The 15,113-nt window shown below is 53.2% G+C and carries 11 protein-coding genes; 1 reads left to right on the top strand and 10 read right to left on the bottom strand.

The window, feature by feature from the left end; translation table 11 throughout:
- Positions 1-33: 33 nt before the first annotated feature.
- Both RBB77_RS19045 and RBB77_RS19040 read right to left on the bottom strand, forming a co-directional pair.
- Positions 34-1,350, bottom strand: coding sequence for a glycosyltransferase family 4 protein (locus RBB77_RS19045; RefSeq protein WP_353063309.1), 1,317 nt, complete (start codon positions 1,348-1,350; stop codon positions 34-36).
- A gap of 114 nt (positions 1,351-1,464) precedes the next feature.
- Positions 1,465-2,502, bottom strand: coding sequence for a glycosyltransferase family 2 protein (locus RBB77_RS19040; protein ID WP_353063308.1), 1,038 nt, complete (start codon positions 2,500-2,502; stop codon positions 1,465-1,467).
- Positions 2,503-2,722: 220 nt separating this feature from the next.
- Here RBB77_RS19040 and RBB77_RS19035 point away from each other — a divergent pair, with 220 nt between their 5' ends.
- Positions 2,723-4,066 (top strand): hypothetical protein, encoded by a 1,344-nt coding sequence (locus tag RBB77_RS19035; protein WP_353063307.1) that lies wholly within the window; start codon positions 2,723-2,725, stop codon positions 4,064-4,066.
- Here RBB77_RS19035 and RBB77_RS19030 read toward each other — a convergent pair.
- The 8 genes from RBB77_RS19030 to RBB77_RS18995 form a co-directional block, all read right to left on the bottom strand.
- Positions 4,060-5,763, bottom strand: coding sequence for an asparagine synthase-related protein (locus RBB77_RS19030; protein WP_353067668.1), 1,704 nt, complete (start codon positions 5,761-5,763; stop codon positions 4,060-4,062). The genes RBB77_RS19035 and RBB77_RS19030 overlap by 7 nt on opposite strands.
- Positions 5,764-5,948: 185 nt before the next feature.
- On the bottom strand, positions 5,949-6,992 hold the full coding sequence (locus RBB77_RS19025; protein ID WP_353063306.1) for a hypothetical protein: 1,044 nt from the start codon (positions 6,990-6,992) through the stop codon (positions 5,949-5,951).
- A gap of 48 nt (positions 6,993-7,040) precedes the next feature.
- A complete protein-coding gene (locus RBB77_RS19020; RefSeq protein ID WP_353063305.1) occupies positions 7,041-8,003 on the bottom strand; it encodes a class I SAM-dependent methyltransferase in 963 nt (320 codons plus the stop codon).
- Between the two features lie 363 nt (positions 8,004-8,366).
- Entirely contained in the window at positions 8,367-9,482 is a 1,116-nt protein-coding gene (locus RBB77_RS19015; RefSeq protein WP_353063304.1) for an O-antigen ligase family protein, read from the bottom strand.
- Positions 9,483-9,818: 336 nt separating this feature from the next.
- Positions 9,819-10,967 (bottom strand): Gfo/Idh/MocA family protein, encoded by a 1,149-nt coding sequence (locus tag RBB77_RS19010; RefSeq protein ID WP_353063303.1) that lies wholly within the window; start codon positions 10,965-10,967, stop codon positions 9,819-9,821.
- 1 nt (position 10,968) lies between these two features.
- On the bottom strand, positions 10,969-12,096 hold the full coding sequence (locus tag RBB77_RS19005) for an NAD-dependent epimerase/dehydratase family protein (protein WP_353063302.1): 1,128 nt from the start codon (positions 12,094-12,096) through the stop codon (positions 10,969-10,971).
- Positions 12,089-13,756, bottom strand: coding sequence for a hypothetical protein (locus RBB77_RS19000; RefSeq protein WP_353063301.1), 1,668 nt, complete (start codon positions 13,754-13,756; stop codon positions 12,089-12,091). Before RBB77_RS19000 ends, RBB77_RS19005 begins: the two co-directional genes overlap by 8 nt.
- A 105-nt stretch (positions 13,757-13,861) precedes the next feature.
- Complete coding sequence (locus RBB77_RS18995) at positions 13,862-15,034, bottom strand: glycosyltransferase family 4 protein (protein WP_353063300.1); 1,173 nt, start codon at positions 15,032-15,034, stop codon at positions 13,862-13,864.
- Between the last annotated feature and the right edge of the window lie 79 nt (positions 15,035-15,113).

The raw sequence follows: 15,113 nt of genomic DNA, 5'->3' as shown, positions 1-15,113 counted from the left end.
AAGTAAATTGGTGTTCAGAATTAGCCCTGCTCGTTATGAAGAGGCATTTGCGTCGGGTGATGCGTTCGACAATTCACAATTCGCCGATTTCTCGGGGAACGGAATTCGAAGCAGGTCGGCATATACCTTCATAGTTGTCTGAGCGACCACATCCCAGGAATGTCGCTCGGTCGCGTACTCTCGTATCTGACGCCGCCGTACGTTCAAGTCCACATATAGATCACTCGCAAAGTACTGTTCGATGACCACGGCTAAGGCGACGGGATCTTCGGGTCTGAACGCAAATCCCGTCGAGCCTTCTACAATCTCATCTTTAAGCGACCCCACGTCGGCTGCCAGAACCGGCAGGCCAAAACTGTAGCCAAGAAACAAAACACCACTCTGGTAGATATGCCTGTATGGCAAGACGAAAACGTCAGCCGCCTTGAAGTAGAGTTCGGTCTCACAGTCTGGTATGAATTCTGGCCTGAGGATCACTCGCCCTTTCGCCACGTTTTCACTAATGTCTTCGTGAATCGACTTCCAGTATCTCTCGCAGTTATTCGGCTTGCCCGCGATGATCAGCCGGTAATTCTCGTCATGGCCTAGGAGCAGTCGAAACGCAGCGACTAGGTGTTCCAGGCCCTTATAGGGTGCGATGTTACCGAAGAATAAAACAGTCTTTTTGTCATGGCGAATCCCCAGCTGCTTCTTTGCATCGGATGGAGTGAGACGGGTATTTGGAACAGCATTGTTGATCCCAAACGGAATAACCGTGACGCGTGTGGGTTTTACACCGAACTCCTCGATGAGTTCGAGCTTCATCTTTTTCGTATGAACGAAGATATGATGGACGAGTCGATATTGGATTCGCAGTGTAAGCCGATTGAGCCAAGTGTCTCGGGAGTCTCGTCTGCCCGCATTTACATTGTGCACCGTGAACGCAATCTTTTTACCTAGTAGCCTGTAGTAAAGCGTAAGCAGCGTGCGATCCAAGAATATAAATTTATTGTTCCAGAGAATGTGGAAGATTCTCGGTTGGGAACTCGAAGCGTAGCGAATCAACTTGGCGTAATATATCGAGACTCTGAGGATCTTTCTTGCGAGGCTAGTATCCGGCCGTTGATTGCCTCGTAAGTTAAGAAACTTCACTCCGGGATTGTTTTGGAATTCGGGGCAATCGAGTTCGTCGCTACCAATCAAATCCAGTGTTGGCACTTTTGAGATGAGCGCCGTTGCCAAGCCGAACGCGTAGGGCCTGTCACCACCACCGGTAAGCAGCGCCACTGAGATCTCACGACTTATTTCGTGCGTCGTGAAAGCGGGTAACTCATCCACTGTTTCGTCGCTCTTATCCGAATCCGTGTTCATCGTGGGTCTCAGTGGAGTATCCCTGTGATCTTGAGCCATCCCTGCGTTGAGGAGGCTTGCACCAAGGCCGACCGGCGCCCGTGAACGTACCCGGCGATTTGCCGCTGCATCAATTTACGATACTCTGACACCCGTGTTCTCGGCCGCTCGGTCCGCCTCTAACCGATAGATCGCCCTGTCGCACCGCCTGATCCATGAAGTTTTGATCTGTGGAAGTGTCCTCTGAGCCCATTTTGCGGCTTTCCATCCAAATACCGGTTTCATCCAGGCGTATTTCCAACGCAAGCGGGGCTCATCCAGTCGTCCTTGAAGTTGCGAGGCTAAGCTCTGCATTTCCGCGACAATGTCGGGCCGCTCCGGATAGAAATTGTCATACCAATTCTGCATATACGTCAGGCATGCCTTCCGAACGCGTTCGCTGTCTTCAAGAGATCGGAGGTATTGAATATGCAATTTCATCCCAACTAGCATCGCGTCTTTCTTTCTGTCAGACGCACCGATGTGGCTCAGTCGACTCGATTGAGTAATTCTGTAGAACACTTTTGCCCCCGGCGCGAAACGGGTTCGTTCAGATGCCAAAAGCACACGGCAAAAATATTCGCCATCGTCGTCACTCAGGAGGCGTGTATCCCACGGTCCTGCTGCTTCGGCAAGTTCCCGACTCGTCAACCATGTCGCGGTTTGCATGTGCAGATTGTCACCCATTTTTCTCAGGAGCCACTCAACAGGGGAAAGATCTTGCCACAGCGACGTCGGGATGAAGTGGGCGCGCTGGAGCCGATAGTTGAAGTACGCCCACGACGAGGACAGCAATATTCGCCTGCTGTCGATCTCCCGCAGCGCCGCAAGTTGCAGCTCGATCTTGTCCGGTGCAAGCAGGTCGTCTGCATCCAGCCATTGGATATAGTCCCCCTGGCTGAGGCGCAAGCCATGGTTGCGGGCTGCCGCAGCACCCTGGTTCTCTTTGGACACGACGAGAACCCTCTTGGAGGCAAATCGCCGCGCGATTTCCGCCGTTCGATCCCTCGAACCGTCGTCTACGATGATGATTTCTTTGTGTGGCCAAGTTTGTCCAAGCGCGGATTGGACCGTATCGGCGATCCACTCTTCGGCGTTGTACGCTGGAATTATGATCGACACCAAGGCTTTCATAACAAAATTTTCCTAGACACTGCCGTCAGGTTAAGTTAGAGGGTGCTAGCCACAAGTAATAGCTGCACAACGAGTTGAAATCGTTTCTGGCGTGCCGCGACGAGATCCATACCCTAGCGCGTAACACGTTCGTGCCTAGACTTTTTTGTCTCATCCGGTCACCATTGATTATCGGAACTCGAAAGCACCCGTTGTATGAAAGGAATCCTCCCCCCCGGTTATGCTGACAAGACTACTGCTGTTCATAGTTTTATTTACTCCCCTTTTTAGTCTGACAACCCACGCTGCCACCTCCACCGCCGCCTCTTGCAATTTAAGCGATGTGCAGACCGCCGTAAATGCGGCTGCGGCTGGAGATACGGTAATGCTCCCGGCCTGCTCCCAAACGAACTGGTCTTCAACCCTGACGATCACAAAGGGAATAACCCTCGAAGGCGCTGGCCAAGGACAGACCATTCTGGGCGATAACGTCTCCAAGGGCGGTTCGTCCTGTTCTGGTGGCGGCCCGCTAGTCGCATGGTCAGTTAACGCCCCGAACAGCTTGCGCATGACCGGCCTGACCATCGTAGGCGTTGCGACCGATCCTGGGGTATGCCAGCGTGGCCATATCACCGTCGGCGGCTCCACGCACTCGATGCGGCTCGATCACCTCACGATCAATCCAGCGCAGACCGTAGGTATTTTTATTGACGGGGATATCTGGGGCTTGATAGACCACTTGACTCATGTCGGTACCTTCGTGAACGGCGTGCGGGTTGAGCACGTGAACTGGAATGGAACCTCGAACGACGCTTGGGGTGACCAATCGTGGGCGGCTGCCATCAACTACGGGAGCGCCGAAGGCGTTTACATCGAAGACTCGAGCTTCACCAGCACAGACCCGAACTTCATCGGCGGCGCAACCGACTGTTTCTCGGGCGGACACTTAATTTTTCGCCATAACACTGTCTCGATGTATAACAACCAGTCGCACGGAGCGGACTCCGACCAGCGTCACCGTGCCTGCCGCTGGCAGGAAGTTTACAACAATACCTACACCTATTCGAATGTTAACAACCTCGCCTTCATCAACTGGATACGCGGCGGCACGGGCGTCTTCTACAACAACACCATCACGGCAGCAGGCTACACGAACAAGATCGTTCAAGCGGTCAACTGCCGGGATGCAAGCGCTGGGTGCGGTGGTGGACCCAACTACACCCCATGGGGGGCATGCGACGGCAGCAGCTCCTACGACCAAAACAGTAACGGCGGGTACCGGTGCGTGGACCAGCCGGGTTCGGGCACTTCCAAACTCCTCGGCCCTGATCCAAGCGGAACCACCATTACTCCAGCGAATACGTGGGTTGGGAATATCCTGGACCCCATCTATGTCTGGGGCAACACGCTGAACGGTTCATCGAACAACACAACTTCCGGATCTACCAACGTGTCTGCCAGTCGCGACTACTACGTTGGAACGGCACGTCCCAACTACACGGCCTACACTTACCCACATCCGCTGCAGGGTGGATCAGGCTCTGCCCCCATCCCTCCGAACAACCTCCAAGCTACACCTCAGTGATCGGTGCTTACGGCTACCGGCACTCCTGGGTGCTCTCCAAAACCGCCTCTTTCTGGATTGTCGAGGAAGAGGCGGTTAGCGATTTCCAGGGTAAGTAATTTGTGGATCTCGGTAGTGTAGTTTCGATTTCCCTTGTGATGTTCTCGTACCAGTGCCTCTAGGCCTTTCCGATCGATATATGACCTGGAGAGACTACGAGGGTCAAGCAGCATCTCCCTAACGTATCCGGCGAGAGCATCCCTGTACCAGACCCGGAAATGGAAGATCTTGTGTCTCCCAAGGAAAATACGTTCTAGGCTGAGAGGCGAGCAGGCCTTGTCAAGCTGCGCGAGCCACTGGGGCATTCCCATGTCGTAGGCGTATTCAGCCTTGAAGAGAAACTCAAGAAAGGCGCGGGAGAAAGCCTCGCCGAAACCCCGTTGGTCCCCTCTCACGCCGCGATCGGTCGGGATGCGGGCAAGAGCCGGGTTACCATCGGCAATCAACCGCAAGGAGACGTCGTTGTTCCCGAGCGCCGATTGCGGCGCGCGAATCACTGTTCGGACCAGATCGTTATCAAGAAACGGAGTCCGTACGGAGAGTTGCGTCTCCTCAAGCGCCAGAATGCCGCAGTGATACCAGGGAGCCTGCCGGAAGGCGGCGAAGGAAACTGGGTGTCCTTGAACGACGTCGCGATAGGTTTCCTTTGCCTGACGGATATAGGGGACAAACTCCGGAGAAAACAATCCAGGTGGAGGTTCCTCCGGCTTCAAGGCCCTAGCTCCACGCAGGATTTCACCCCCATAAAGACCCGTCAGCCGCACCGGGGCGATTTCGCGTGCCCTCTCGTGTAGGTACAAATCGGGGGTGAGGCCCACGCTGACGCATCCATCGGTGAGGTAGACCGTGCGCTCGGCATAGTGAGAAAAACGCGAGAGGAATTCTTCTCCCAAGCCAATAACCTGGTGGGGCTGTTCACATAGGCGAGCCACCTCACGTGCCACGACAACGTCTTGGCAGTCGCGGCGCATCCCCCCGAAAGTGTAGCAAGGAAGTGATCCAGGCTGAGGCCTGTGCCAAGCCATGACCATCCGAGTGTCAAGGCCTCCCGTCAAGGACATAGCCACTCGCTGATGGCTTTTGAGGTACCGAGGGAGGTTTCGCGTGAAAACCTGCCGAAGTTCCCTGTAATAGGATTTCGGATCGAGTTTTTCTTGGTCCTCCCATTCACTGGGCTGGAAATAGCTGTGCCTCCGCTCGAGTGAGCTATTTCGAAAAGTCCATGCCGAGGCGGGCGGCAGGAGGTGGACGCCGTCGAAGAGCGTCCGGTTCCCCAAGACAGATCCACAGGCGACGAACTCTCCCAAGCCCTGTGGGCTCATACGCCTCAGTTCAGGACACACGGTGAGAATGGCTTTGGCTTCCGCGGCAAAATAGAACGCGTCCTTCGACTCGTGATAGTAGATCCGGTGCATCCCAAAGCGATCGTTGAAAAGCGTAGATGTCCGGCGATTCCGATCGATCAGGAGCCCGTGAAATCGACCGTTCAAACCCGCTGGAAACGAGGGATCTTCCTCGCCGAGGTGAACCAGATAGTTCGTATCGACCGCATCAAGCTCGTGTCCTCGCGCCTTCAGACCCTGGGTCGTCCCAGACTCCGAATAGTCCTCACCCGAAAACACAACAACTACTTCTCCCCGTTCGCTACGCAGGGGCATTTCAAGGGAAAAGGAGCTTTCTCGCTCAACCCACCCGACGTAGACTCCGAGCGACTCCTCGACCCACGTTCCCGCTAGATAGAAAGGCTCATGAAGAAGGGTCTCCACCATGTAGTGGAGCTGCCGGACAGCCTGCTCTCTTGGAATTTTTGTGACAAGTCCAACGATACCCGGCATTCCTGATCCTAGAGAATCCCTTCAACGGCCTTTAGTCTGCGCGCATTCCATTGGCTTCTAATTTTTAGTAGCTGACTGAGCAGAGGCTTGGGAATACTCTTTAGCAGCCCCCGGTGGAATCCCAATTTCAAGGCAATCTTTCCTTTGATAGTTAGGGGAATGTAATACCGGGGCAGGAGCACCTTCTCAAAGCCGTTTCGCCGCTTGAACTCGGTGAGCGAACTGTCCAGGTCGTTGTAGAGGTAGCTATAGTACATCAGGTAGGAGATCGCTTTTTGCTCGCAGATCTCAACGGCCTTTGCAATCAGGGCATTGGCAGGCCTCTTATCGTAGTGCTTTATCATACTGAGTATCTGAACGATGTTGGCGACCTTGTCGGCATAGGTCATTCTGATGAAACCAATCAATTCATCCTGATAGTACGCTCCCAAGAATTCGTTTCTCTCGGCGTAGGTTGAGTTTTCGTACTTTACCGCGTCAAAGTTTTTCTGGTAATGCCAGAAGGGCCTACCCTGTCTAATCGGGACCTCATTATTGATACCGACGATACCTTTCACAAATTCGTCGTCGAATTTCATCAACTTGACGACGACCCCAGCCTTAGCTGCCTTCCTAACGGCTCTTCGCACGCTGCCTTCGGCCCGGGTGTCCCACCACTCCGAAAACGTGGTTATAGGGATTACAGCAAAATTGTCCCATTCCAAGTGGTAGGTATACTTCGGCGTAGCGTGGGGCAGCTTCTGAACAAACGTGAAGATGTCAGCGTTAAGCTCCGTATCCTTCAGGTGCTGAACGAACGACGCAGGGTCGGCGACCATTTCGCCTTCTACCAAGTCCTCATCCTGAACAGCTGCTATCTTGAGCCATTTGCCGCTGGTTATTACCGTCGTTCCGCCAATCTTGACGGAGGGAACAGATACGGTTTCTCCTTTGATACGGATCTCGGTGTGCCTGACTGGCGCCACCTGGCGAGACTGCGGCATCGCCCCGTCAATTGACTGCGCAGCTTGCCCGTTCGCGCCCATCGTCGTCTGTGATGGCTTGTTAGCCATAAGCCTCCATGTCATGTGCGCCCCGCGCCAAGATTTTTGTGAAACTACCTAGATATTCCTTAGAGCTGTTCGGCCGCCCTTCAACCCCAGTATCTTCTTGCCAAGTCGTCTGGCCTTCCACGGCAGATGGTGGCTCATGTTCCTCATCAGATCGAACGTCTTACTGTGTTCAGGGTGGGGTTGCTCCGGCATATCATCGAGAGGCCGCGTGGCCATTAAAGGGGCACTGAGGAGCTGACAGGGCTGCCCTTTGATTGCTACGAAGGTAATCCTGTCGCCTGGCTTGGTTGGTTCTGCGGGGATGTGACACTCGTAAACCGAAGTAAAGCCGACGTTGCGCAAAAGGTTATAGATCGAGGAACGTGATAGCCAGAAGTTGCGTTCGTTGTCCAAAGAGGCTCCCACCCTGCTCAGCTTCACTTCTTCCGAGTCCCCAGGCCAGTGCTCTTCACCCCAGGTTCCCATGTAGGTTTCGCCGTCGCAAACGTATTGGGTCTTCGGCCAAAGCGCAACTCTCGTATCCACAATGCAGATCTTTCGGCAGACCTCGCTAAGTCTCGCGGCGAAAGAGACCAAATCTGACGCTTCCAAGTGATACAGGATTCCCAAACACAGCACGACGTCGAACTCTCCGTGCTTTTCGACGCTGAGGTTCCGGACGTCGTCCTGCACTACGCTGAGGTTATCAAGGGACAGGGCTTCTTTGACGAATCGCACCTTCTCGGCCCTCGGCTCGCGCCCTTCGACTGCCATGCACAAAGCTTTACGGCGGGCAAATTCGATCGAGTAAAGCCCTTCCCCGCAACCCAGATCCAGGACACGCTGGCCTTCCACCGTTCCCCCCGTGTGATCAAGAACGCATTGCACAACGCGCAGCAGCTTGATTTCGTCGCCAACGATCTCGGCACCCATGGTGTACAGGCCACCTTCCAAGTACACGTTATTACTATCCCAAGCGCCGTATTTGGCGACAACTTGATTCTTTAGATCCAGAATTGCCTTGGTATCCATGATCTACGACCTTTCTCTACGAACGCCGCCTGTTCCTACTGGGAATGAGTGCTTTTACTGATGTGTTGGTTAGCTCCGGACTGAACAGGGCAACTTCATTTGGGAACGCGTGTGGCTTCCGCGTAGCAGTGTGCAGGCTCAGCCGTCACCTATTCAGATCAGCGCACCCTACACCTTTACATTATCGATCTATGACCACGGGTCTCCGATGTACGTCAGCTTGAGCTCATGCTTAGTAGGTTGCGCTCCGCCACTACGACTCGTCACTCACCGAGTCTTGGTATAGCGAGACTTGTGTCTAGTTGATGAGATTCCAAGGCATCTCACCAATTAATTTCGGCTGTTCGCGGGCTACCTGCATTGTCATCTTAGCGACGCTGTGACTTCCAAAGGAACGCGGGAGAGCATCTCTTTGGCCCCAGCGCTGCCGAACGCGGAGTTGTCGAGAATGCGTGCCTTTCCCGACGGCCGTGCAGGGACGACGATCGCTCCCAGAAGGAACGTGAGCCACATCAAACCACTTCTGAAGCCGGCCTCGGTGACACTGTAGAAAAGCAATATGGTCCACAAGGCCAAAGTGAGCGACCCGAAGGCGGAAAATGACTCGAGCCTCGTGCAGATGGTTCGATAGCTGGCGATCAAGAACCAACCAAGCAGGGAGAGTCCAATGATACCGAGGTTGAGGTAGACTTCGAGAAAACCATTGTGTGCCTCATTGATGTGCCCGAGGCCAGCGTTCTGCCAGAACCACTCGAGGCGAGGACCCAGCCAGAAGCTTTCGTAACCAGTACCAAAGAGCGTGCTGGTCTTCATGCTAAGCAGGAAGCTCCATATTTTGGTCCTGTCGGTTAGGGTGGGGTCCCGGCCTACGAGCTCCGCCACCATCGCGCTAATGTTGATCCCAAAGCCGACTGCCAAGACAAGGTATCCACAGATTGCGAGCGGAATCAGTGCCGTGAGCAGAGCAGGACGGCGCTTGACCGCCTTGCTGTGTGCTGCTGCGATCACCAGACAGCCGACCACCAGGCAAATGCGGGAGGTGTCGCTGTCGGAGATGTAGAGGAGCCAGAGCGTCATGGCGATGAATGCAACGTTCAGAAGCATGATCCGTTTCGCTCGTCGCTCCTTGCGGTCGGTCCAGCGCGTCACCGTATCCCAAAAAAAGAAGAGCCCACTGACAAGACACAGTACGCCGAGCATGTTCTTGCCCGTTGTGGCACCCGAATACTGAGCGATACCGGTCCATGGATCCCATGATTTACCTATTTCGGGGTAGTACTTTATAAGCACAATGGAAAGTGGAATCAGTAGAAAGAAAAGGCGGCGAAGCAGCGCGCGGACAGCCTCCAGCGGGCGGCGATCGGACAAGGCGACAAGGATCACCATATAGTTGCCGAGGTCTCGAAACCACCGCTTTAATGCGACGAGGGAAGAGTCGGACCATATGACACTCAGCAGAGCGAAAGAAAGGAATGCCATCAGGGGGACATTGCGAGCTAAGAACTGGCCCCACCTGAAGGACCGCGATATCAGGATACCAATTGCGAGCAAGATCAAGGCAGATGAGATTGTGCGGTCCAAGGGATTCCCTTCCTCGAGAGAATGAGCCGCAATCCCCATCTGGCCGCCGAGCCACTGCGACGGCAGCCGCGACCCCAGGATGAACATCCAGATCACAGGCACCCACAAAGCCGATGAGGTCTGAGAAACATTGGCGGGGTCAAAGTGGAGTAGCCACAATAGAAGGCCAAACCAGAGTAATAGCGCTAAAGAAGGAGGCATCGTATCGCTAGGAGCAGGAATCGAGAGTAGGGGTCATAACAGCTGGACGTTAGCTTGAGCGGACGACCGCCCCAGCGGAGGGGGACTTTCTTCAAAGACCAGGCCATCCTGTGACCGGCCGGCACGAAGCTGATCAAAGATAGCGTCCATGATTTTCGCGGTGAGCAGAATTTCTCGGTAAGGAATGGGAACAGGAGTGTGCTCGCGAATCGAATGGTAAAAGGACTCAATCAAGTACTTCATGCCAGAATCCATATGGAAATCTCTCGCCAGAAATGACCTCACGTTCTCGCGCAGGTTTCCGATGTACTGTTTCGCGAATAGCACAGGCGGAACAAAATGGTCAGCATAGCTCTTGAATTTCGCGCCGCGAAGCTGCAGCAAGATTTCGTGACTTTGGTCAAGAATGAGGCCATTCTTCGGACCATAAATGCGAAACTCGTGCAGGGACGGCTTCATCTGGGAGGAGAAGGTAAAATAAGCTGTAGTTCGCTCCTCTTCGCAAATGACGACTCGAAGTTCGTCTACGAATTCGCCCTCGTTGATTTCCTTGAGAAGCGGGCTGGTGAAGCCGTACGCAACTACGTGAGGCGACTCGCTGGTCAGGAATTCTGCGATTCTCGCAATCCCATGACTGATGATGTTTTGAAGCAATTTTCCCGGCAGTCGGCGGACCCAATGATTCTTGTCACCTAGTAGCGCTCGCGCATAGCTGGGATCACCAAGGTCATACCCATAGTGGCTTTCCATATGTACGGGAGCCCCACCCAGGTAGCCACCCTCAACTAGCGCTCTCATGCGTCGCGCAGCGTGACTGAATTGGTAGTTGTGACCTGCTGTTAGCTTAAGCCCGTATTGGTTGGCTAGATCGACGAGTCGTTGCGCTTCCTCCGCATCAACAGTAAAGGGTTTCTCTACATATACATGACAGCCATTCTCGAGGCAGAATCTGGCAATCTCAAAGTGACTCTCGGGCGGCGTGGTAATGTGTACAACGTCTGGTCGGGCCTCGCTCACAAGTTCAGAAAGATCGGTGAAGTACCGTTTTGCCGGGAAGCGTTCGTAGAGCTGCTTGGCCATCAGCGGCTCTCGGTCGCACACGCCAACGATCTCACATCCTTCCAGCTTTTGGATTTGAGAGGCGTGGGCATCGGCAATCTTTCCGCATCCCACAATGGCCACCTTAAGCATACTGTTTGCCTGTTTCGTGACCTTGAAAATATCTTTGTAATCCCTCTTCCGTAGAGACTCTCGGTTTCCAGCCCAGTTGACGTTTCAATTTATCGTTGCTGTAGCTTGTCTTCTTCCACTCGCTATGCCAGCGACTCTCGGTGAAAGCGGGCGGCAATTGCCCCTTCGACCATTTCGAATACTTCTCCCACAAACAGCAGAACGCGTAACTCATCACGTGCGGCACATAAAGTGATTTGAAGTGCCTTACCTGTTTTTTGTACTGGCGCAAGAACTGCCGGCTCGAGGGAAGGTTATCATCCACGACGTTGAATATCTCGCTATCAACTCCCTTCACTAGGCCAGCTAGTGCGATCGCATCCGCGCAGTTATCAACGTATGTAAACGGGACAGAATTCGATCCGCCTAAATGTAGGAAGAGTCCAAATGTGCCGAGACCCACCCGGCCTGTAACCTCAGAGTTGGCTGCACCATAAACGCTGCCAGGTCTGACCACAACGTATGGAATGCCGAAGTTCTTTGCATAGTCGGCGACGATTTGCTCTTGCTTGACTTTGGCGTAGCAGTAGGCGTCGCCGCTGCGTTCAGGATGTAGCTCCACTGGACATGATTCGTCCAATCGCCGGGACTTTTGGCGATTCGTGTAGACGGCAAACGAACTGACTAAAACAAACCTCTGAAGACGCCTATGTCGGAGACTGGCCTCGAGCAGATTGCGCGTCGCTACCACCGAGTTCATAAATGCATCCGGAAAGGACTTCTCACCAGTCCCAGCAGCCAAATGAAGGATGACGGCGGTGTCTTTGCACGCAGCTTCGCAATCCCCACGAGAGAGGAGGTTGCCTTCGATGATCTCAATTCGTGCGCCCGAGGAACGACGGGCGATGATGGCTTCAAGACTTGTTAGTTCGCTGGAAGGCCTAACAAAACACAAGAGATTCCGAAACCCTCTATTCGCTAGGCTATCGACGACGCGACATCCAATAAAACCTGCTGCGCCCGTGATCAAGATTCGGTCATTCGATCCGACGAGGAAGGAATCGTGTGTCGTTTGCGTCACTGTGTTGATCTGCAATGATATGCCTTTACGGTTCGTCAACTTCGTCCCTGGACTATTCAATTGCGACTCCACAGGAGACGGGAACGTTAATGTTCTCGTTGAATATGATGTCAACATACTTTTCCGAGCGGTGAGCGCCGTTCTCGTTCGATTCCTGCGGACTATAGATTCGCAATCGGAGGTCAGGCCCTGAATTTCGATGATGAGCCGTGACCTTGGCGCGCACAGCATTCGGCTTACTACCGTCAATATCAAATACAACCGACCGTCGCTTTCGGAACCACGCGACTGCCTGTCCGGCCGTTGCGAACCATGCTTTTCTATCTTTCAAGTCTTGAATTAGACTCCGATAACATGCATCCCACAATCTCTCCGAAACGAGGCTACGATCATGCCAGTTAATCGTTATACAACCACCGAGATCGCTTACATTGTCTGTCAATTGCCTAAGGATTTCGGCCGCCTGCCGTTGAGAGAGGCCCATATAAGCCGGGTAAAACAGAGCAGTATCCATGGCATGCATTGGTAATTCAAGGAGTCTATTCACTTGGAGTGGCTTGTAAGCCTGCGTTGTCCCAGCGTGGTACCCCACAGTCTCTTTGTATCCGACCGTGGAATCATAGGAGGCTTCGGCACTCTCAAGCGCAGAGGCCGATTGCTGATCATAGTAGAGCCAGTGCATCCTCACGCCAATGTGAGATTCTCCTGTTAACCGCCGAATTTCCTCAAGTTCTTTCTTTCCATTAGTGCTGTCGATCCACGCGTCGATCCCATGCAATCCCACCTCGCAGCCGGCGCTCACGATTTTCTCGATCGTATCTGCAATGTCTTGAGCGCCATAGCGAGCAGCACGAAAGGCCGGTGCCAAGCCGCCAGAGTTCCTTCCGGGCTCGTCCTTGAACGGGATAATGAAAAATGTTGAAGGGAGCCCTTTTTCCAGTTCGAAGTAACGATCATCGAAACTGCTCCAAAAGTCTTTGGCGTAACCCATAAATACAAAAGGTAACTTCAGTGCAGCTGTCCAATTCTTGAGCAATGCTCGCACACCAATGCGTCCCCGGAAGAAATTGACCCAAGACCCCACGATAGCGCGATACAAGAACCCGAACATCGTATGATCCCATTTGTGTCGACGAATTGAGGGATGATCAACGTCATGGGTCAGGCAAGCTACGAATCGATATCCTTCCGGAACCGGTGGAATCTCAATCAGTGGGACCCCGCTCGCGACGATTAAATCCCGTAACAGCGCTATGTGTAGATCCAGGGTCGGTATGGCGGCGTAAGCCGCAGGCTGCCCCGCTGTTAGCAAAATACCAACTTCACTGAAAAGGTCATAGCCTAGTCGTACCACGAGGCCCATGCATGATTGGTGTTGGTGGATCACAGTCTGCTGAGATTCCTCATCAACTAACAGACGTGACACCTCTTCTCGGAAGGTAGTGCTGTCCCCATAGATCGGGATCCGGCTTCCGTTGTGCAATAAGGTGGTCTTACTTCTTCGAGAGGTACTCTCGATTTGTCCTCCGTCAAATGTTGAGTTCCCACTTGCGTAGATCAGAATCAGCCTTGCGGTGTCTCCGTCAAAGTTGCTATCTCCAGCACAGAGCAAGACATCATATCGCCGACCTCCCCGATAGAACTCCCAAGGAGTCTTGAACAGTTCGAAGAATTCGACAATAACATTATGCTCTGCTGCGTTTGCTATTACGCCGATCATGTCAGATGCTTATCTTGGAATGGTTGAAGGTTCGATTGCGTTCTGCGCCAAGCGTTAGAGCACGAAAGCTCTGACCTATCTCATCAGGCCCCCGACGACGCTGAGTTAAGCATTCTCTCTGATAAGCCCAACCACCAAACCCACAAGCGTCTCCTTCTCTTGCTGCCACGTGTGCGCCAAATAGACTTGCTGCCCACGCTCTGCAACAGCAGCGATCTCTGCAGTGTGCGTGGCCGCATATTCTATTGTCTTTGCGAGCTCCTTTGGGTCCCCGGGCTCAAAGAAGAGCAGAGAATTCGCGTCGAAGTAGTCCTGAATACCTGGTGTGAGTGGAGCAATAACCGGCTTGCCAAGAGCCAGATACTCAAAGATACGAGTTGGTGTGTTGATTTCTGTGAATGCGTTTCGTTGATTGGGGATAATGCCCACATCACAATCTTCGATTTCGTGCGCCAGTTCCTCTAATTTCTTAACTCCGCGATAATACACATTGCTTTCTAGACCAAAGCTGCGAACTTTGTTCATGACCTGCTCTAGATACGGCGTGCTAAGTCCATAGATCCGGAGTGTTGCTCTTGGGATTGTTTTGAAAAGATAAGCTAGGGCATCCACAGCCAATTCCAAGCCATTACGTTCTACTAAAGACCCGTGGTACATGATAATGAACGGCCGGTCGTGCGTGGGGGCAGGATAAGATCGCGCAGAACGATATGGAAAAAGCTTGCTGTCAGGGGAATTCATTACTACGCCTATTTTTGTGGGGCTGCAACTGCGCTCAGAGAATATTCGCCTGCAAGCCATATTGACGGTAATTACCAAATCGGCGCGCGCGATGCTCCATTTTTCGAGACGACGGATCATACAAACGCCAAGGCTTTCTTCGTTTAAGTTAAAGATCGTCTGCATCAATTCAGGCATAGGATCGTGTTGATCGAGAATGACCTTCGCACCGAATAGCTTTGGAAGAAGCGCGCTTAGGATGAGAATGTCGGGCATGTTGTGAACGTATACTAGGTCATAACGCCTCCGAAACGAACGCAAAGCCAAAATTGCGGCTGAGGCAAGAATGAAAGCAGAGTACTGATAAGCGTAGGAAAGGGCGCCCCCGCGGTAATGCTTAATAGGTATTCGTACGACCTCGAGGTTGTGCAGCAATTCCCGCCTCGTCGAACTCTGATTCCCCTCGCAAATGAGGTCTATTTCCATACCTTCTTTGATGAGCGCGTCCAGGGCGCGGCGGGGTCTTGGATCGGCAGGATAAAGAGAGAACACTACCATACCGGCTCTTTTGCCGGCCAACCGTGGTCGTGACGTTATGGCTGAGGCAGTGACGGACCGTCCTAAATCACCATCGACA

This window comes from Tunturibacter psychrotolerans (genome assembly GCF_040359615.1).
Lineage (GTDB): Bacteria > Acidobacteriota > Terriglobia > Terriglobales > Acidobacteriaceae > Edaphobacter > Edaphobacter psychrotolerans.
This window is presented reverse-complemented; position numbering and strand designations above follow the sequence as displayed.